The organism is Pseudomonas sp. SDO5271_S396 (assembly GCF_054071795.1).
Genome location: NZ_JBSVWB010000032.1, coordinates 46,137 through 64,655 on the forward strand (window position 1 = coordinate 46,137; position 18,519 = coordinate 64,655).

17 protein-coding genes are annotated in these 18,519 nt (G+C 63.1%); 11 read left to right on the forward strand and 6 right to left on the reverse strand.

Features of this window, described 5'->3' with window-relative positions; translation table 11 throughout:
- The first annotated feature begins 227 nt into the window (after positions 1-227).
- From ACW9IN_RS20390 to metC, 10 genes are all read left to right on the forward strand, one after another.
- Positions 228-1,049, forward strand: a complete 822-nt coding sequence (locus ACW9IN_RS20390; RefSeq protein WP_457367565.1) for a transporter substrate-binding domain-containing protein — start codon at positions 228-230, stop codon at positions 1,047-1,049.
- Positions 1,050-1,051: 2 nt separating this feature from the next.
- Positions 1,052-1,858, forward strand: a complete 807-nt coding sequence (locus ACW9IN_RS20395) for a transporter substrate-binding domain-containing protein (RefSeq protein WP_457367566.1) — start codon at positions 1,052-1,054, stop codon at positions 1,856-1,858.
- Entirely contained in the window at positions 1,851-3,272 is a 1,422-nt protein-coding gene (locus ACW9IN_RS20400; RefSeq protein WP_457367567.1) for an FAD-binding oxidoreductase, read from the forward strand. Before ACW9IN_RS20395 ends, ACW9IN_RS20400 begins: the two co-directional genes overlap by 8 nt.
- The gene (locus ACW9IN_RS20405) at positions 3,269-4,471 is read left to right on the forward strand and encodes an aminotransferase class I/II-fold pyridoxal phosphate-dependent enzyme (RefSeq protein WP_457367568.1); all 1,203 of its coding nucleotides are present in this window, start codon (positions 3,269-3,271) and stop codon (positions 4,469-4,471) included. The genes ACW9IN_RS20400 and ACW9IN_RS20405 overlap by 4 nt, the downstream gene beginning before the upstream one ends.
- Positions 4,468-5,193: an amino acid ABC transporter permease gene (locus tag ACW9IN_RS20410; protein WP_457367569.1), complete on the forward strand. Its 726-nt coding sequence runs from the start codon at positions 4,468-4,470 to the stop codon at positions 5,191-5,193. The genes ACW9IN_RS20405 and ACW9IN_RS20410 overlap by 4 nt, the downstream gene beginning before the upstream one ends.
- Entirely contained in the window at positions 5,183-5,866 is a 684-nt protein-coding gene (locus tag ACW9IN_RS20415) for an amino acid ABC transporter permease (RefSeq protein ID WP_457367570.1), read from the forward strand. The genes ACW9IN_RS20410 and ACW9IN_RS20415 overlap by 11 nt, the downstream gene beginning before the upstream one ends.
- Complete coding sequence (locus ACW9IN_RS20420; RefSeq protein ID WP_457367571.1) at positions 5,853-6,677, forward strand: amino acid ABC transporter ATP-binding protein; 825 nt, start codon at positions 5,853-5,855, stop codon at positions 6,675-6,677. Before ACW9IN_RS20415 ends, ACW9IN_RS20420 begins: the two co-directional genes overlap by 14 nt.
- A gap of 16 nt (positions 6,678-6,693) precedes the next feature.
- Positions 6,694-7,290, forward strand: a complete 597-nt coding sequence (locus ACW9IN_RS20425; protein WP_457367572.1) for a cysteine dioxygenase — start codon at positions 6,694-6,696, stop codon at positions 7,288-7,290.
- A 138-nt stretch (positions 7,291-7,428) separates the two neighbouring features.
- The gene (locus ACW9IN_RS20430; RefSeq protein WP_457367573.1) at positions 7,429-8,076 is read left to right on the forward strand and encodes a glutathione S-transferase family protein; all 648 of its coding nucleotides are present in this window, start codon (positions 7,429-7,431) and stop codon (positions 8,074-8,076) included.
- Between the two features lie 27 nt (positions 8,077-8,103).
- Positions 8,104-10,803, forward strand: a complete 2,700-nt coding sequence (gene metC, locus ACW9IN_RS20435; RefSeq protein ID WP_457367574.1) for a cystathionine beta-lyase — start codon at positions 8,104-8,106, stop codon at positions 10,801-10,803.
- 41 nt (positions 10,804-10,844) lie between these two features.
- Here the strand turns inward: metC and ACW9IN_RS20440 are convergent, their stop codons facing one another.
- From ACW9IN_RS20440 to ACW9IN_RS20465, 6 genes are all read right to left on the reverse strand, one after another.
- Positions 10,845-11,921 (reverse strand): nucleoside hydrolase, encoded by a 1,077-nt coding sequence (locus tag ACW9IN_RS20440; protein ID WP_457367575.1) that lies wholly within the window; start codon positions 11,919-11,921, stop codon positions 10,845-10,847.
- A 27-nt stretch (positions 11,922-11,948) separates the two neighbouring features.
- A complete protein-coding gene (locus ACW9IN_RS20445) occupies positions 11,949-13,259 on the reverse strand; it encodes an MFS transporter (protein WP_457367576.1) in 1,311 nt (436 codons plus the stop codon).
- A gap of 318 nt (positions 13,260-13,577) precedes the next feature.
- Positions 13,578-14,210 (reverse strand): N-carbamoylsarcosine amidohydrolase, encoded by a 633-nt coding sequence (locus ACW9IN_RS20450; protein WP_457367577.1) that lies wholly within the window; start codon positions 14,208-14,210, stop codon positions 13,578-13,580.
- Positions 14,211-14,221: 11 nt separating this feature from the next.
- On the reverse strand, positions 14,222-14,974 hold the full coding sequence (locus tag ACW9IN_RS20455; RefSeq protein WP_122307871.1) for a maleate cis-trans isomerase family protein: 753 nt from the start codon (positions 14,972-14,974) through the stop codon (positions 14,222-14,224).
- Positions 14,975-14,985: 11 nt separating this feature from the next.
- Entirely contained in the window at positions 14,986-15,789 is an 804-nt protein-coding gene (locus tag ACW9IN_RS20460; protein ID WP_457367578.1) for an alpha/beta fold hydrolase, read from the reverse strand.
- Positions 15,786-16,919 carry an FAD-dependent monooxygenase gene (locus tag ACW9IN_RS20465; RefSeq protein ID WP_457367579.1) on the reverse strand — a complete coding sequence of 378 codons (1,134 nt, stop codon included), beginning with the start codon at positions 16,917-16,919 and terminating at the stop codon, positions 15,786-15,788. The genes ACW9IN_RS20460 and ACW9IN_RS20465 overlap by 4 nt, the downstream gene beginning before the upstream one ends.
- A gap of 306 nt (positions 16,920-17,225) precedes the next feature.
- On the opposite strand from ACW9IN_RS20465, the gene ACW9IN_RS20470 reads away from it, so the two are divergent.
- Positions 17,226-18,278 carry a 2,5-dihydroxypyridine 5,6-dioxygenase gene (locus ACW9IN_RS20470; RefSeq protein WP_457367580.1) on the forward strand — a complete coding sequence of 351 codons (1,053 nt, stop codon included), beginning with the start codon at positions 17,226-17,228 and terminating at the stop codon, positions 18,276-18,278.
- The last annotated feature ends 241 nt before the right edge of the window (positions 18,279-18,519 follow it).

The window sequence follows — 18,519 nt, forward strand, 5'->3', positions numbered from 1 at the left end:
GGTTTCATATCAAAGGTGTGAATGAATACATTACAGTTTCTGATGGGTTGTTGAAGCGTTTTTTCATGGGGGCCAATAATTATTGGGTTATTCCAGAAATGCAGGTCGTCCTTATACGTGGAGTTATAACGATATTAGATATTTGAATTTCCGTTGCTCGGGCACTCTCCCTAGCATGCCCCTCCATCAGGTCGGGGTACGCCGATCAATTGCCAGGGGGAAGTCCGATGATGTTCAAGAAATGGTTGCCGATGGCCCTGGGGTCGATGATCGCGCTGGGCGCCAACATGGCGGCGCAGGCCGATGCGACCCTGGACAAGATCGAGCAGCGCCATGTGCTGGTGGTGGGCGTGTTGTTGTCCGGCGGGCCCTTCGGCAGTGTCGACCCGGCCACTCAGCAACCCAAAGGCTTGAACGTCGATCTGGCCAACGAACTGGGTCGCCAGCTCAAGGCCCAGGTGCAACTGGTGCCGGTATTGCCGGCCAACCGCGTGCAGTTTTTGCAACAGGGCAAGGTCGACGTGCTGATCGCCAATATGGAATGGACCGCCGAGCGCGGTGAGATCCTCGGCTTTGTGCCCACGCCGTTCTACCGCATCGGCGGCACCGCCGCGGTACTCAAGGACAGCAAGATTGCCCGTTGGGAAGACCTCAAGGATCAACCGGTGTGCACATCCCAGGGCAGCAGCTATGTGAAGCCGCTGACCGAACTCGGCGCACAACTCAAAGCTTTCAAGAGTTCGTCCGAATCCCTGCTGGCCCTGCGTGGCAACAACTGCGTGGCGGCGGTGCATGACTCCACCCTGATCAACCCGCTGGTCAACGACAGTGCCGAATGGAAGGACTATCGCGCGATCAGCCCGGAGCTCAATCCGGCGCCCTCGGTGATCTGGACCCGTCGCGGCGAAAGCGACACCCAGGCCCGGCTTGACCCAATCGTCAAGGAGCTGCACCGCAGCGGCTGGCTGATCGAAGCCCAGACCCGCAACCGCATCAGCCCCGCGTCGCCGGCGTTGGTGGAATTGCAGAAACAATTCAAAGGCGCCTGAGCATGAACCTGAAAACCCTCACCGCACTCGGCCTGGCCTTGTGTGCCGGCATCGCCCACGCGGATGCCACCCTTGACAAGATCCAGCAGCGCCACGCCATCAGCGTGGGCGTGATTCTCAGCGGCCCGCCGTTTGGCACCCTCGACCCGAAGACCGGCGAACACCTGGGCTATAACGTCGAACTGGCCAAGGGCATTGGCGAGGCTCTGGGCGTCGAAACCAAGACTGTTTCGGTGCTGGCGCCCAACCGCGTGCAGTTTCTGCAACAGGGCAAGGTCGACATCCTGATCGCCAACATGCAGTTCACCGAAGAGCGCGCCGAGATTCTCGACTACGTGCCCACGCCCTATGAAGAAGTGGGCGGCGCGGCATTGATCCGCAAGGGCGCCGGCATCCAGCAATGGGCCGATCTCAAGGACAAGCCGGTGTGCGTGTCCCAGGGCAGTAACTTCATCAAACCGTTGCAAGAGACCTATGGCGCGCAGATCAAGGCGTTCCGCAGCCAGTCCGAGTCGCTGCTGTCGTTGCGCGGCAACGGTTGCGTGGCCGCCGTGCATGTGAGCCCGACCATGCATGCGTTGCTCAGTGACGCGGAATGGGCCGGCTATGAGATCCCGTTGCCGGGCGACCTGATCCCGTCCAAATCGGTGATCTGGATCCGCAAAGGCGAGCACGACACCCAGGCCAGGCTCGATGCCATCGTGAAGGGTTGGCATAAAAGCGGTTTCCTGATTGCCCTGGGCGAGCGCACCGGCATGGCACCGTCCCAGGCCCTGCGCGACCTGCACGAGCAATACAGCCATGAGTGAAACGTTGTTTGCCACCCTGCAAACGCTGCTCGGTGCGGCCCATGTGCAAACCACTGAAGAGGCGGCGCACTACCTTACCGACAAGCAGGGGCGCTACACCGGCCAGGTGATCGCGGCGGTGCACCCGGCCACTGCCGAAGAAGTGGCGGCGGTGGTGCGTGCCTGCGTCGCTGTGCGGGCGCCCATCGTGGTGCAGGGCGGCAACACCGGGTTGATGGCCGGCGCCACGCCGGATGCCAGCGGGCGTTCGGTGCTGCTGTTGCTGGACCGCATGAACCGCGTGCGCAAGGTCGACACCGACAACGATACGCTCACCGTGGAAGCCGGCTGCATTCTGCAAACCGTACAGGACGTGGCCCGCGCGGCGGGTCGACTGTTTCCCCTGAGCCTCGGCGCCGAGGGCAGTTGCACCCTCGGCGGTAACCTGGGTACCAATGCCGGCGGCACCGGGGTGCTGCGTTATGGCAATACCCGCGAGCTGACCCTGGGCCTGGAAGTGGTGACCGCCGAAGGCGAGATCTGGCACGGCCTGCGCGGTCTGCGCAAGGACAACACCGGCTACGACCTGCGGGATTTATACATCGGCAGCGAAGGCACCCTGGGCATCATCACCGCCGCCACCCTCAAGCTGTTTCCGCTGCCCAAGGCCCAGGCCACGGCGTTGCTGGCCTTTGATGAGCTGGCCCAGGCCGTGGCGTTTCTGTCCCATGCCCGTGCCGGCTTTGGCGCCAGCCTGACCGCCTTTGAATTGCTCACGGCCGATTGCCTGGCGTTGCTGCGCGATCAGTTTCCGGACGGCCCGCAGCCGTTCAAAACCGCCAGCCAGCCCTGGTTCGCCTTGATCGAACTCTCCGACAACCACGGCGAAAGCCACGCCCGCGAAGCCTTCGAGCGCGTCCTGGGCGAGGCCTTCGACAAGCAGTTGCTCAGTGATGCCCTGATCGCCGAAAGCCTGGCGCAGAGCGAAGCCCTGTGGCTGCTGCGCGAGAACATGAGCGAAGCGCAGAAGCGCGCCGGACGCAATATGAAGCACGATATCTCGGTGCCGATTTCCCAAGTGGTGGCCTTCGTCGCGCATACCGATGCCTTGCTCCAGCAGCATTTTCCCGGTGTGCGCAACTTCACCTTCGGCCATCTGGGCGACGGCAACCTGCATTACAACGTGGCCCATCCGCTGGGCTCGACGGTGGAGGCACACATGGCCCATTACGCCGAACTGAGCGCGCTGGTGCACGACAGCGCCCATGCCCACGGCGGTTCGATCAGCGCCGAACACGGCATCGGCCAGCGCAAGGTCGGCGTGCTCAGCCGCTATAAAAGCCCGGTAGAGCTGGACCTGATGCGCCGCATCAAACAGGCGCTGGACCCGCACAACCTGCTCAACCCCGGCAAAGTCCTCGAGGTGCAGCCATGACCGTACGCCTGTCCCGACGCGTGCAGCGGGTGTCGCTGTCCGCCAACGCGGCGGCCAAGTCCCGTGCCACCGAATTGCGTGACGCCGGGCGCGATATCCTCGACCTCACCACCGGCGAGCCGGATTTCGACACCCCGGAACCCATCAAACAAGCCGCCTATGCCGCGATTGCCGCCGGTGCGACCAAGTACACCCCGACGCCCGGCGTGAAGGCGCTGCGGATGGCGGTGCAACGCAAGCTCGCCGAAGAAAATCGCCTGGACTATCCGTTGGCGTCCATCGTGATTGCCAACGGTGCCAAACAGATCATCTTCAATGCCTTCGCCGCCACCCTGGATGACGGCGATGAGGTGCTGGTGCCGACGCCTTACTGGCCGTCGTTCCCCGACAGCGTGCGGTTCAACGATGGCGAGCCGGTCTTTATCGAGTGCGGCCTGGAGCAGGGCTGCAAGCTGTTGCCGCGCCAGTTGGAACAACACATCACCGCGCGCACACGCTGGCTGATTCTCAATGGTCCGGGCAACCCCAGTGGTGCGGTGTACAGCGAAACCGAGTTGCGCGAACTGGCCGAGGTGCTGCGTCGCCATCCGCAGGTGCTGGTGTTGCTGGATGAACTGTACGAACACATTCGCTTCGACGGTCGCCCGGCCCAGAGCCTGCTGAACGTCGCGCCGGACCTGCTGGACCGTTGCCTGCTGGTGGGTGGCGTGTCCAAGACCTATGCCATGACTGGCTGGCGCATCGGTTTTGGCGCCGGCCCCAAGAAACTGGCCGAGGCGATGGCGGTGGTGCAGTCCCAATCCACCTCTGGCGCGTCGTCGGTGGGGCAAGCGGCTGCATTGGCCGCGTTCAACGGCGGGCTGGGATTTCTCGCGGAACAGGTCGCGGCCTACCAATTGCGCCGGGATATTCTGGTGCGCGCGCTGGCGGCGGTGGAGGGGCTGGAAGTGCTCGAACCCCAGGGCGGCTTCTTTGTATTCGTACGCTGTGCCGGGCTCCTGGGGCGCGTGCGTCCGGATGGTCAGCGCATCGACAGCGATGATGATCTGGTGGCCTGGCTCCTGGAGGAAGGTGTGGCGGGTGTGGCGGGCAGTGCCTATGGCCTGTCGCCGTGGTTCCGCCTGTCCATCGCCACCGCGACCGACAGCGTGGCCGAAGCCGGGCGGCGCATCGCGACAGCCTGTGGGCAGTTGCGATGATGGAGGCGTTCGTCCACTGGGCCGCGAGTATCGGCCTGAACTACAACTTTCTCCTGGACGCCTATCAACGCGGCACGCTGGTGCAAGGCGCGCTGACCACCGGCTGGCTGTGCCTGTTCACCATTGTCGGCAGCCTGCTGGCGGGCATCAGCCTGGCGGCGATGCTCACTTCCGGTAACCCATGGCTGGCCAAGCCGGCGCGGGTATTCGTTGAAGTCACACGCAACACGCCGACGCTGGTCCAGCTGTACTGCGCCTTCCTGGTATTGAACATGTTGCTGACCCAGGCGGTCGGCGCGGCCAACCCGCTGACGCCGTTTGCCTGGGTGGTCATCGTGATCTCCCTGCACAAGGGGGCGTTCCATGCCGAAGCCTTGCGCGCCGGCATCGAAGCGGTGCCCGCCGTCACGCTGGAAGCCGCCAGCTCCCTGGCCTTCAGCAGCCGTCAGTTGTTGTGGAACGTGCAGTTGCCGCTGGCGCTGCGCTTTGCCTTGCCATCGCTGATCAACAACCTGATCGACCTGGTGAAGATGACTGCCGTGGCCTCGGCCATTGCCGTGGGTGATATCACCTACGCGGCGATCATGATCTGGACCCAGAGCGACAACGTGCTGGAGTTGATGATCCTGATCCTGAGCTTTTTCGGCCTGCTGAGTTTTGTCGTCAATTGCGTGGGGCGCTGGCTGGAAGCGCGCCTGAGGATGCCCGGCTATGGCCATTGATTCATTTCCGGTGCTGTCGGCGCTGTTGCAGTGGTCGCCGGCGCTGGTGGCCGGTTTCGGCCAGAACATTCTTATCAGCCTGCTGGCGATTGCCATCGGTTCGGTGCTGGGGCTGTTGATCGGCGCGTTGGCCCTGTCGCCGCTGGGCGTTGTCGCGCGGCTGTGGGTGCAGGTGTTTCGCAATGCACCGTGGCTGGTGCTGATCTATTTCACCACCTACGTGTTCCCGTTCGAGATCCACATCGGCAACCACTACGTGTCGTTTCCCGATTGGGTCAAGGTCACGATTGGCCTGGCGTTGCCGGCCAGTGCCAACGTGGCCGAAATTTTCCGCGGCGCCATCGGCTCGATCCCCGGCACCCAATGGGAAGCTGCGCGCTCATTGGCGTTTACCCGGAGTCAACTGTTCCGCTCGATCATCCTGCCGCAGTGCTTCAAGCGCATGTTGCCGCCGTGGATGAACCTGTACGCGGTGGTCACCATGGGCACCGCGCTGGCTTCGCTGGTGGGGGTGCATGACGTGATCGACACCGCGCAGATCGCCAGCAACACCGTGAACATGACCGGCTTCACCGTGGTGATCTACCTGAGCCTGCTGGTGCTGTTCTTCGCCTATTGCTACCCGATTTCCCGCCTGACCCAACACCTGGAGCGCCGTTATGCTTTCTATTGAACCCTTGGTGAGCCTGCGGGATATCCACCTGTCGTTCGGCGCCAACCCGGTACTCAAGGGCATCGACCTGGATGTGCAGCGCGGTCAGGCGGTGTCGATCATCGGCCCGTCGGGCTCGGGCAAGTCCACGATCCTGCGTTGCATCACCGGGCTGTTGCAGCCCCAGCGCGGCAGCATCCGCGTGGGTCAGACCCGGGTCGAAACCCTGGCCCAGGAAGCCCAGCGCATCGAGCTGCGCAAGCGCGTGGGGTTTGTGTTCCAGCAGTACAACCTGTTCCCGCACCTGTCGGTATTGGAAAACCTGGTGATCGCCCCGCGCAAGGTCCTGGGGCGCAGCCGTGCCGATGCCGAAAAAGACGCGCGGGCGCTGCTGGCCAAGGTGCGTATGGAACACAAGGCCGATGCTTATCCGGGCCAGCTCTCCGGCGGCCAGCAGCAGCGCGTGGCCATTGCCCGCGCCCTGGCGATGCGTCCCGAGTTGATCCTGTTCGATGAAGTGACTTCGGCCCTGGACCCGGAAACCGTCGGCGAAGTGCTGACGGTGATTCGCGAGCTCACCGAAGAGGGCATGACTTGCGTGCTGGTCACCCACGAAATGCGCTTCGCCGAGGAGATCAGTGACGTGGTGTATTTCACCGAAAACGGCGTGATCGTCGAGCAGGGCAGCGCCGCGCAGATCTTTCAGAACCCGGCCAGCGAACGTACCCAGACGTTTCTGCGCCATGCCCTGGGCGATTCGGGGCGCCGTGGCCCCATTGCCCACGACCCGTACCTGTTGACCAATTTGAGCCGTTACAGCCTGTCTGTCTGACCTGAGGAAACCCGTCATGAGTACCGTAAACCGTGCCGCTGTCATCGAAGCGTTTTTGCAGCAGATCCGCGTGATCAACCAGCGCGGCGTCGACCGCGCGGCGCTGGAGGAAATCGTTGGCCTGCTGGAAAACCTCGCCGAACGCCGCGACCTGTTCAACTTCGACGAATTTCCAGCACCGGTGCCGGGGCAGGGCAGCACTGCCTTTCGCTATCGCCTGAACGACGACGGTGATACGCCGACCCTGTACCTCAACTCGCTGTTGCCGGGCAAAAGCACGATCCCGCACAACCACGAGACCTGGGCGATCATCAGCGCCATCGAGGGCCAGGAGATCAACTACGTCTACGGTCGCAACGATGAAGGCCGCGAGCCCGGCTTCACCACGTTGACCCTGGAAAAGGAAGTGGTGGTGCAACCGGGCACCTCGATTTCATTCCTGGGTGAAGACCTGCACGGCATCAAGGTGGAAGGCGAGCAGGCCACCCTGCATTTCCACTTGTACGGCTTGCCGCTGGAATCGCTCAACGGCCGTTATGGCGTGGAAGCGGACGGCCGCATCCTCAATTACAACGCCTCGCAAATGGCGCCTTCTATCAAAGCATACGCCTGAGCAATGCCAGGCTGCTTTATGTGGGAGCCGGGCTTGCCCGCGATAGCGGTGTGTCAGTCACCACCGCTATCGCAGCGATGCGGCGACCCGACAAGCCAGCTCCCACAGGTTTAGCCGTGTTCGTCCAGAGGGGTTTTTATGATTGATCTGTATTACTGGCCCACGGGCAACGGCTTGAAAGTCGGCATCCTGCTGGAAGAGCTGGGTATCGAGTACCGACTGGTGCCGGTGAACATCCGCGAAGGCCAGCAGAAGCACGCCGACTTCCAGCGCATCAGCGCCAACGGGCGCATCCCGGCGATTGTCGACCATCGCCCCGAGGGGCCACTGAGCCTGTTCGAGTCCGGCGCGATCCTCAATTACCTGGCCGACAGCTCCGGGCAATTCCTGCCGCCGACCGGTAGCGCCGAGCGACAGAAGGTGCAGGAGTGGCTGTTCTGGCAGGTGGGGCATATCACCCCCTACCTGAGCCAGTTGCAGCTGTTCAAGGAGAAGGCGCCGCAGCCGATCCCGTTCGCCCTTGACCTGCTCGACGCCGAAGCCACGCGCCTGTATCGCGTGCTGGAACAGCGCCTGGCCGAAGTGCCGTATGTGGCGGGCGAATACTCGGTGGCAGACATGGCGATTTTCCCGTGGATCCAGCCCCAGCGTCAGGGTCAGGAGCTGGCGGACTACCCGCATATCCAAGCCTGGCGCGAGCGCATCAAGGCGCGGCCAGCGGTGCAGCGCGCCTATGCCAAGGGCCGTGAAGTGGCCGCGGGCGAACGCTCGCTGGCGCTGCAGTAACTCATTTCTTAATTTGTTGGGATTTCCATGAGCCAGACCATCACCCCACGTCAACTGCAGCAATGGCTGTTCGACGGGCAGGAAATCGCCCTGTTCGATGTGCGCGAGCACGGCCAATACGGCGAGGCCCACCTGTTCCATGGGGTGAACCTGCCCTATAGCCGCCTGGAACTGGAAGTGCGCCGCTTGGCGCCGAACCCGTGGGTGCGCCTGGTGATCTACGACCAGGACGGGGGCGATGTGGCCGCGCGCACGGTCGAGCGCCTGCATGTTTTAGGCTACCGCCATGTGCACGTGCTGGAGGGCGGTGCCGAGGGGTGGCAGGCCGCCGGCTTGCAACTGTTCGCCGGGGTGCACGTACCCTCGAAGGCGTTTGGCGAGCTGGTGGAAGAGGCCAGCCACACGCCGCATATCACCGCCAGCCAATTGGCCGAATGGCAGGCGCGCGGCGAGCCGCTGGTATTGCTGGACGGTCGGCCGTTCGATGAATACCGCAAGATGACCATTCCCGGTTCCATCTGTTGCCCCAACGGTGAGCTGGGCTACCGCGTGCACGATCTGGTGCCGGATGAAAGCACGCCCATCGTGGTCAACTGCGCCGGGCGCACCCGCAGCATCATTGGCGCGCAAACCTTGATCAACCTGGGGTTGAAGAACCCGATCTATGCCCTGGAAAACGGCACCCAAGGCTGGTACCTGGCGGACTTTCAGCTGGAACACGGCAGTAGCCGGCGCTATGCCGAGCATGTCAGTGGCGATCTCGCGCAACAGCGCCAGGCGGCACGCCAGTTGGCCGAGCGTGCCGGGGTGGTGACGGTGTTGGCGGATCAGGTGCGCGAGTGGGCCGACGATACCCGGCGCAGCTTGTTCCTGTGTGACGTGCGCACGGCGGAGGAGTTTGCCCTCGGCACGCTGCCGGGCGCGCAACACACCCCGGGCGGGCAATTGATCCAGTCCACCGACCTGTACATCGGCGTGCGCCAGGCGCGCATTGTGCTGGTGGACAGCGATGGCGTGCGCGCACCCGTCGTGGCCAGTTGGCTGCGTCAATTGGGGCATGAGGCCTATGTGCTCAGCGGCGGCGTGGACAGTGGCCTGGCGCTGCCGGTGTCGCAACCGGTGGCGCATGAGGCTCTGCCGCTGATCAGCGTCGAAGCGCTGGCGCGGCAGTTGAACGATGTGAGCCTGATCGACCTGCGCCCGAGCATGGTGTTTCGCAAGGGGCATATTGCCGGGTCGCAATGGTCGATCCGTTCGCTGCTCACGTCTGATCACCGACCGTTGGTGCTGGTGGCGGATGACCCCGCGCTGGCAGCCTTTGCCGCTCAAGGAACGGACGCCAGGCTGCTCGACGGTGGTTTTGCCGCCTGGGCCGCCGCCGGCCTGCCGATCAGCGAAGGCGCGCATACCTTGCCCGATGCGCAGTGCATCGACTTCCTGTTTTTCACCCATGACCGTCACAGCGGCAACAAGGACGCGGCCCGGCAGTATCTGGCCTGGGAAATCGGCTTGCTCGCGCAAATGAGCGAAGCGGAAATCGCCAGCCTCAAACCGCTGCCGCCCGCGTCGCGGGTACGGACCCGTTTGATTCACGCCGCGCGCACGGAAAAGGGCAGCGGTGGCCGTGCGGTCAACGTGCCGGTCACCCGTCTGAGCACCGTGCTGTTCGACAACCTGGCGCAAATGCGTGACGCCCGTGCGCGCCGCGACAGTGAGCGTGTGCTGAGCTATGGCGCCCGCGGCAACCCGACGTCCCATGCCCTGGAAGACCTGGTCACCGAGCTTGAGGGCGGCTACCGCACGCGGCTTTACAGCACGGGGCTGGCGGCGGCGGCCCAGGTGTTCCTGGCGTATTTGCGCCCCGGCGACCATGTGCTGATCACCGACGCGGTGTATTCGCCGGTGCGCAAGCTGGCCCAGGAATTCCTCCAGCCGTTTGGCATTCAAGTCAGTTATTTCACGCCGGACGGCAATGGCCTCGAAGCGCAGCTGCAAGCCAACACTCGGTTGGTGTATGCCGAAGTACCCGGTTCATTGCTCTATGAGCTGTGTGACTTGCCGGCAATCGCCGCCTTGTGCAAGCCGCGCAATATCCTGCTGGCGGTGGACAACACCTGGGGCTCAGGCTACCTGTATCGCCCGCTGGCACTGGGTGCCGACATTTCGATCATGGCCCTCACCAAATACCTGGGAGGCCACAGCGACGTGATGATGGGCAGCGTATGCACCACCGAAGCCGCCTGGTCGGCACTGGGCAAAATGAGTGACACCTTCGGCAATGCAGTGAGTGCCGACGATGCCTACCTGGTCCTGCGCGGTGCGCGCACACTGGCTACCCGGCTGGATGTGCATGAGCGCCAGGCCGTCGAAATCGCCCAGTGGTTGCAGGCGCAGCCGCAGGTCAAGCGCGTGTTCCATCCGGCGCTGCCCGGGCATCCGGGGCATGCGCTCTGGCGTCGCGACTTCAGCGGCAGCAATGGGCTGTTGTCGTTTGAACTGAGCAGCCTCGACCCGGCCTACATCGAGCGTTTCATCGACGGCTTGCAGGTCTTTGGGCTGGGGGCTTCGTGGGGCGGCTATGAGAGCCTGGTCACCGTGGCCGACACGCGCGACCGTGACAGTGCGGCAGACCGGACGCTCAACCCGGTGGTGCGCCTGCACATCGGTCTGGAGGATGTGGCGGCGCTGATCGAGGACTTGCAGCGCGGGTTTGCCCTGGCGGACTGAGGGAGGTGATCGCTCCCACGGCTGTGGGAGCGATCGATCGGTCAGTGCTTGACCGGGGTGGGCAGGGTCACCAGGTTGACGTAGCCGTCCCAGAATTGCTTCTGGTCCACGCCGAACACGACCTTGGCCTTCTGCGTGCCGACCGGCGCACCTTTCTGGTAGCCGAGGGCGCGACCGTAGTCGGCACCGAAGGTGGCGTCCACATCCACCCACAACTCGCGGGATTCGGTGACGATGGCCGGGTTGACCAGGTACAGCGCCGGCAGGCTGTCCCAGGTGAAGCTGTGGTAAGCCGGGTCCTTGTCGAACAGCGGCCCGAACTCATGTTTGTACAGGTCGGCAATCGCGCCTTTGCTGGCGATCACGCGTTGGTACACCGCCTTGTCGAAGGTGACTTTCTCGCACACATCGTTGGGGAAGATCACGTGTTCGATCGGCGAGCGCAGCACGATCTTGGCGGCCTCCGGGTCGAACCACCAGTTGAATTCCGCCGCCGGCGTGGTGTTGCCCGGGATCTCCAGGGCGCCGCCCATGTACACGATGCGCTTGATCAGCGGCACGATATCCGGCGCCGAACGGATGGCCAGTGCGACGTTGGTCAACGGGCCGACCGCGAGGATGGTCACCTGGTGCGGGTTGGCCCGCACGCTCTGCACGATGAACTGCGCGGCGGTTTCACTGCGCAGCCTGGTGTGGGTGGCCAGGCCGTCCGGCGGGGCGATCAATTGTGCCGGAGAGGTCGGTCGCGGGTTTTTGAATGCCCCCGGCCAGCCTGAGCCGAACAGTGCTTTTTCGGCCTCGTAGGTGGCGTAGTCATGCAACAGCGGGTAGGCGGCGCCCGAATAGACACCCACCTCTTTTTCCACGCCCATGCGTTCCACGGCCTTGAGCGCGTCGACCTGTTCCTGGTCGACCCAGGCGTTGCCGCTGACCAGGGTCATGCCCAACAGCTCGATGCGTTTTTGCGCATGGAGCTGGGCGAGCATGATGAAGGCTTGGCCGTCATCGTTGAGCACGTTGAAGTCGGTATCGAAAATGACTTTTTCCGCTGCCTGCGCGGTGCCGGCACACAGGCCGACGGCGACAAGCAGGGCACAGCGTTTAAGAAAGCCTTGCATGGTGATTCATCCGCAAAGTTGTTGTTATCAACGGTTCACCAGTTTCGCCGGCAAGGCGATGACCAGGAAGCTGCTGAGAATCAGGCAACCGGCGAAAAACCACAAGGCGCCGGCGCTGCTGCCTGTGACGTCGATCGCAACCCCCATCAACGAGTTGCTGACCAACCCTGCAATGTTTGCCACCGAACAGGCCAGGGCAAAACCGGTGGCCGCTGCGGTGCCTTTGAGAAACGTCGCCGGCAGGCTGAAAAACACCGGCACTGCGCCGATGATCGCTGCCGAGGCGATGGCGAACAGCGCCACGGTGGCGACCACGTTATGGGTGAAGAAGGTGCTGGTGGCCATGGCGGCGGCGCCGATGAAAAACGGCACGATGATGTGCCAGCGGCGTTCGCGGTGTTTGTCGGAACTGGCACCGATCAGCAGCATGCCCAGCAGGGCTGCGACACTGGGCAGGGCAGTGAGGATGCCGATGTGGAAGGTGTCGGTGATACCGGCGTTGCGGATGAAGGTTGGCATCCAGAAGCCCATGGCATAGGCGCTGAGCAGGATCGAGAAGTCGATACCGCCAAGCATCCACACTTTGAGGTTGAAGAAGCCGTCGCGGAAGCTGTGCTTGCTGCCGGTGGCGTCCGCTTCATCCTTGCGCAGCTCGCTTTCCAGCAGGGCCTTTTCGTCCTCCGACAGCCATTTGGCCTGCCGATAGCTGTTGGGCAGCGCCCAGAAGGTCAGCACGCCGAGCAGCACGCTGGGCACTGCCTCGATCAGGAACAGCCACTGCCAGCCGCGCAGGCCGGCCATCTGGTCGAAGTGCCCCATGATCCAGCCGGACAGCGGGCCGCCGATCACGCTGGACAGCGGCAGGCCGATCATGAACAGCGCGATGATGCGCCCGCGTCGATAGGTCGGGAACCAGGTGGTGAGGTAATACAGCACGCCCGGCAGGAAGCCCGCCTCGGCGGCGCCGAGCAGGAAGCGCAGGATGTAGAACTGGGTGGTGGAGGTGACCAGCAAGGTGCAGGCCGAAAGCAGGCCCCAGGTGATCATGATGCGCGCGATCCAAATCTTCGCGCCGACCCGTTCCAGCACCAGGTTGCTTGGCACTTCGAACAGGATATAACCGACGAAGAACAACCCGGCACCGAGGCCGAACGCGGTTTCGCTGAAGTGCAGCTGGTCGAGCATCTGCAGCTTGGCGAAGCCGATGTTGATGCGGTCGAGGTAGGCGGCCAGATAACAGAAGCACAGGAACGGGATGAGCTTCCAGGTGATCTTGTGGTAGAGCGTGTTGACGGGGTCGGCGACGGTGGTCGCGGGCGCTGCATTCGCAATGGGCATTGGGTGTCTCCTGGCGGTGACTTATGGTTTTTATACAGCCGCTTTTTTTCAGCACTTCGGCGTGCTGTAGAAGCGACGTCCAAAGGCAGTGTCAGAAGACTGAGGGGGCGGTTGGACACGGTCCATATGGACACCGGGCTTATGTGGGAGCTGGCTTGCCTGCGATAACATCGGCGCGGTGTCACTGTTACACCGCAGCGGCTGCATCGCGGGCAAGCCCGACTCCCACAGAGATCGGTTCCCACATACGAATGTGTTCCAAGGCCGGGCCTCAGTTTGTGCAGGACCACGCTCTATGGCGCAGTTCCTGGTAACGTTTTATTGCTCCTTGAACTTGCTCATCGCCTCCTGCTTGCTCACCACGTCGCCATATTTGCTGTCGATGTCGAACAGGTTGGCTTCGTGGGGCGCCGGGTGCCGGTCGCCGACGCATTCGCGCACGACGATGGTGCGAAACCCGTGTTGCACGGCATCCACCGCCGTGGCGCGGATGCAGCCGCTGGTGGAGCAGCCGGCCAGTACCACGGTGTCGATGCCCTGGGCGTGCAGCATCGGGGCCAGGCTGCTGCCGAAAAACGCGCTGGCATACTGCTTGGTGATCACCACTTCGTCGGCCTGGGGCAGCACCTCGCTGCAAAACGCGGCGAGCGGGTTGCCTTCGACCATGTCTTTCATCACCGGGGCCTTCTTGACCCAGATCCCACCATCGACGAAATGGCCGGGATGGTAGCGGATATTGGTGTGCACCACCGCAACCCCGTGTTTTCGCGCCGTGGCCAACAGCTCGACGCTTTCAGCCACCGCCGTGACCACACCCGGCGCAAACAGCGGTGCGCCTTCGGTGGTGTAGCCCTGCATGAAGTCGATCATCAGCAGTGCAGCTTTCTTGCCAAAGCCGATGCGATTGCCCCATACGCCCTGGTAGTTGGCGTCGACGGATTGTTCGCTCATTACAAAGCTCCTCAGTAAGCGCCGGAGAGCAGGGCGCCCGCGCCGGGCACGATGGGCTCCAGGTCCAGCGCCTTGAGCATCGCGTAAGTGGTGGCGATGGCGGCGGTGAGCACGGGTTTGCCGGTTTGTGCCTCGACCTTGGCCACCACCGGCAGCGACTGCATCTGCACGCAAGCCGACAGCACAATCACGTCGACGCCTTCCAGGTTCATGCCGGCAACGATGGCCGGCAGGTTGGCCGGGTCGTGGCGAGCCACTTCGAGGTTGTCGGGAATCTCCAGCGCGCGCCAGTCCACCACCTCAAAGCCTTCTTCGCGGATGTAGTTCACCACCAGCTCAGTCAGCGGTTTCATGTACGGCGCGACGATCGCGATACGTTTGGCGCCCATCACCTTGAGGCCTTCGATCAAGGCGCCGGCGCTGGTGATCACCGGGGCGTTGGCGTCGTTGTCGGCGGTGGCCTTGCGCAGGCGTTGCTCGGAGTTGCGGTGATAACCCAGTCCCATGGCCATGATCGCCACCAGGCACGCATAACCCAATACATCGACCTTGGCGTCGGACAGCTCGACGGCGCAACGGTCGGACTCGCCGTCCATCGCCGCCAGTTCTTCCTTGCGTACCTGCTTCATGCGCATGCGGCTGGAGTGAAAGGTAAAGCGCTCGGGGCGGATCGCCTGGCGTGCGGTGAGCATCGCCGGGATCTCGGTTTCCATGGTGGTGTTGGAACTCGGCACGATCTGGCCGATGCGGTAAGGCTTGAGCATGGTGGTCTCCGTTATTGTTCGGTGGGCAGGAAGTCGCCCAGGGCGGCGAAGAAGCCCTCGAGGTCATCCCACGGAATCATGTGTCCGGCGTTGGCCACGCGGGCCACCTGGATGCCGGGTTGCAGGTCCTGGATCTCGGCCACGTCTTCGTCGAGGATCACACCGCCACGGCCGGCCACCAGCAGCAGGGCCGGGACCTTGAGGTGGGGCAGGTGCTGGTGGAAGTCGGTGTCGTGGAAGTCATTGAAGGCGCGCACGATGGCGGGCTCGAAGCAGGTGTGCAGCCATTCGGCGCGCAATTGCAGTTGTTCTTCGGTCCAGGTGGCGCAGAAGGCTCGCATGGCGTCTGCGTCCATGCCGACCAGCGATTGGCGGATCGAGTCGACGTACCACGGCAATTTGCTTGGGTATTCACGCCGGCCAGGGCCGGACACCGGTGGGTCGATCAGCACCACGCGGTTCACGCCCCGTGGATGCTTGACCGCGCTGCGCACGGCGAAGCGTGCGCCCATGGAATGGCCCATCAGGTGATAGCGGTCGAGGCCGAGGGCGTCGGCAAAGGCGCCGATGTCATCGGCGCAGACCTCGGCGCTGTAGTCGAGATCCGGGCCGGTCGATGACAGGCCGCGCCCGCGGACGTCCAGCACGTAGGTGTCGTAGTGGGCACCAAGGCGTTCGGCCACGAAGCCCCAGGTGATCGCCGGGCTGGTGATGCCCGGGATCAGGATCAGCGCCGGGCCCTTGCCGCCGTAGCGCAAGTAGTGCTGGCGGATGCCGTTGGCCTGGACGTTGCCGCCGTAGAGAAAGGTGCTCACGCGGCCACCCCCGATTTCAGTTCCTGGGCATAGAGGTCGTAGCCGTAGACCCAGGCCGGATCTTCCTGGGTGCGCAGCCAGGTGTTGGCGTTGGACACGGCCTGCACACGGGAGGCGCGCTCCTTGCGGTTGGCTTCGTAGAGTTGGAACGCAGTGCGGTAGTCGCTGATGCCGGTTTCCTGCAGGCAGCGGGTGAGCATGGCGGCGTCTTCGATGGCCATGCCGGCGCCCTGGGCCATGTGCGGTTTCATCGGGTGGCAGGCATCGCCCAGCAACACCAGGCGCCCACGGCTCCACAGCGGTAACGGATTGCGGTTGCGCAGCGGCCATTTGGTCACGCTTTCGGTAGACTCGATCAGCGCCTGCACGGTGGGGTGGTAGCCCTTGAAGGCGTCGAACATCTCTTCGCGGCTGCTGTCCACGAAGGCACCCTGGAAGTCCCATTCGGCGTGGGGTACGCCGGTCACGTAGTAGTACTCGTCGCGCTTGCCGGTGGTGTAGTAGACCATCATGTGGCGGTCTTCGGTCCACCACTTGATGCAGTCTTCGAACTTGAGGTCGTACTTGGCCAGTTGGTCGCCACGGATCAGCGCGCGGTGCGCGACCCAGCCGCTGTACAGCGGTTTTTCCACACCCAGCAGTTCTTCGCGGATCTTGGAGTTGATGCCGTCGGCACCGATCACGATGTCGGCGTAGGTCACTTGGCCGTCGGCGAAGGTCAGGCGCACCTGGGTGTCGGTTTCTTCGAGGCTTTCCAGACGTTTGTTGAAATGCAGGCTGCCCGGCTTGAGGGTCGACATTTGCAGGGCGTGCAGGTCGCCGCGGTGCACCGTGATGTACGACGCGCCGTAGCCGGTGAGGGGGATGCGAGAGAGGTAGTCGCCGGTCTCGCCGCAACGGCTGAACCAGTGCTCGGGGTGCGAGCCCATCAGGTCCAGCTGTTTTTCGATGCCCATGCGCCGAAAGATTTTCATGATGTTGGGACCCATGTGGATCCCTGCGCCCAGCCGGGAAAACTCCGGTGCCTGCTCGTAGATGTCCACTTCGAAACCGGCTTGCTGCAACAGGGTGGCAGCGGCGGCACCGCCAAGGCCGGCGCCGACGATGGCAATTTTCTGTGTGCTTCCCATGGGGCGTGATCCTCTCTCTTTTTGATTTTGGCGGCGTCTGTCCGCAAGGTTTTTAAAGTGTATACGCTCATTTTTTGAAATGGGAAGCCCGAGTTATAAAATTTATTTTTTGCCCTGAACAGCCCTGTGTAACGCTATGTAGCCTTTAAATAGTGGGTTTGTGTGGATTGGTAACGTTTTGGTGCGCCGCTTGCAGTTCGCCTCCAATTCAGGTCTTATCGTTATTAATTGGCGTATACGCTATAAAAATGCACTAGAGTGAAGCGCAGTGCCTGAACTTGGTGCAGCCTTTGGAGGAGACCCGAAATGCCGGTAAGCGATTGCGAATTGACCCAGATGTTCGAACACGTGCTGAAGCTGTCGAAGGTCGACCCGACCCAGAGCGTCGCCGTACTCAAGAGCCATTACTCCGACCCGCGCACGGTGCGCGCGGCCATGGACGCCGCCCAGCGTCTGGGGGCCAAGGTGTATGCGGTGGAGCTGCCGTCGTTCAACCATCCCAAGGCGATGGGCAATGACATGACCGCTTACTGCGGCGACACCGCGCTCACCGGCAACATCGCCGCCCAGCGCGCACTGGAAGCCGCCGACTTGATCGTCGACACCATGATGCTGCTGCACTCGCCGGAGCAGGAGCAGATCCTCAAGACCGGTACGCGCATCCTGCTGGCGGTGGAGCCCCCGGAAGTGCTGGCGCGCATGCTGCCCACCGAGGAAGACAAGGTGCGGGTACTGGCCGCTGAACAGCTGTTGAAGAAGGCGCGCTCGATCCACGTCAAATCCCGCGCCGGCAGTGATTTCCGCGCGGCGCTGGGGCAATACCCATCGGTCACTGAATACGGCTTTGCCGACGAGCCGGGGCGTTGGGACCACTGGCCCAGCGGCTTTTTGTTCTCCTGGCCCAACGAAGAGACCGCCGAGGGCGTACTGGTGCTGGATATCGGTGACATCCTGCTGCCATTCAAAACCTACACCCGCGAGAAGATCACCCTGGAGATCGAGAAAGGTTTCATCACCAGGATCCACGGCGGCTTCGAGGCCGAATACCTGCGTGACTACATGAAGTACTTCAATGACCCCGAGGTGTACGGCATCTCCCATATCGGCTGGGGCCTGCAGCCACGGGCGCAGTGGACCGCCATGGGCCTGCACGACAAGAACGACGGCATGTGCATGGATGCGCGGGCGTTCTACGGCAATTTCCTGTTCTCCACCGGGCCGAATACCGAAGTGGGCGGCACCCGCAAGACGCCGTGCCACATGGACATTCCGCTGCGCAATTGTGATGTGTACCTGGATGACGAGGCGGTGGTCATCGCCGGTGATGTCGTCGCCCCCGCGGCCTCCCTGGCCCGCTAACCCCTAAATGTGATGACCGATCGTTTCCACGCTCTGCGTGGAAACGCATCCTGTGACGCTCCGCGTCACGACTTCAAAGGCAGACGCGGAGCGTCCAGGGCGGCGTTCCCACGCGGAGCGTGGGAACAATCAATGAGGGGCTTGCTCCCACATTTTTGACGGTGTTTCTTCGGGGAGTGTCTTGAGTCCTTTCCCCATCCCCGCCATCATGCCTCCCCAACGCCCGTCACTCACCGAGCCC

Bases quoted from the DNA above. Each gene is read 5' to 3' on its own strand.
- ACW9IN_RS20440 (WP_457367575.1), bottom strand. From the start codon at position 11,921: ATGCAAGGCTTTCTTAAACGCTGTGCCCTGCTTGTCGCCGTCGGCCTG.
- ACW9IN_RS20400 (WP_457367567.1), top strand. From the start codon at position 1,851: ATGAGTGAAACGTTGTTTGCCACCCTGCAAACGCTGCTCGGTGCGGCC.
- ACW9IN_RS20450 (WP_457367577.1), bottom strand. From the start codon at position 14,210: ATGAGCGAACAATCCGTCGACGCCAACTACCAGGGCGTATGGGGCAAT.
- metC (WP_457367574.1), top strand. From the start codon at position 8,104: ATGAGCCAGACCATCACCCCACGTCAACTGCAGCAATGGCTGTTCGAC.
- ACW9IN_RS20445 (WP_457367576.1), bottom strand. From the start codon at position 13,259: ATGCCCATTGCGAATGCAGCGCCCGCGACCACCGTCGCCGACCCCGTC.
- ACW9IN_RS20410 (WP_457367569.1), top strand. From the start codon at position 4,468: ATGATGGAGGCGTTCGTCCACTGGGCCGCGAGTATCGGCCTGAACTAC.
- ACW9IN_RS20390 (WP_457367565.1), top strand. From the start codon at position 228: ATGATGTTCAAGAAATGGTTGCCGATGGCCCTGGGGTCGATGATCGCG.
- ACW9IN_RS20425 (WP_457367572.1), top strand. From the start codon at position 6,694: ATGAGTACCGTAAACCGTGCCGCTGTCATCGAAGCGTTTTTGCAGCAG.
- ACW9IN_RS20465 (WP_457367579.1), bottom strand. From the start codon at position 16,919: ATGGGAAGCACACAGAAAATTGCCATCGTCGGCGCCGGCCTTGGCGGT.
- ACW9IN_RS20430 (WP_457367573.1), top strand. From the start codon at position 7,429: ATGATTGATCTGTATTACTGGCCCACGGGCAACGGCTTGAAAGTCGGC.
- ACW9IN_RS20395 (WP_457367566.1), top strand. From the start codon at position 1,052: ATGAACCTGAAAACCCTCACCGCACTCGGCCTGGCCTTGTGTGCCGGC.
- ACW9IN_RS20415 (WP_457367570.1), top strand. From the start codon at position 5,183: ATGGCCATTGATTCATTTCCGGTGCTGTCGGCGCTGTTGCAGTGGTCG.
- ACW9IN_RS20405 (WP_457367568.1), top strand. From the start codon at position 3,269: ATGACCGTACGCCTGTCCCGACGCGTGCAGCGGGTGTCGCTGTCCGCC.
- ACW9IN_RS20420 (WP_457367571.1), top strand. From the start codon at position 5,853: ATGCTTTCTATTGAACCCTTGGTGAGCCTGCGGGATATCCACCTGTCG.
- ACW9IN_RS20470 (WP_457367580.1), top strand. From the start codon at position 17,226: ATGCCGGTAAGCGATTGCGAATTGACCCAGATGTTCGAACACGTGCTG.
- ACW9IN_RS20455 (WP_122307871.1), bottom strand. From the start codon at position 14,974: ATGCTCAAGCCTTACCGCATCGGCCAGATCGTGCCGAGTTCCAACACC.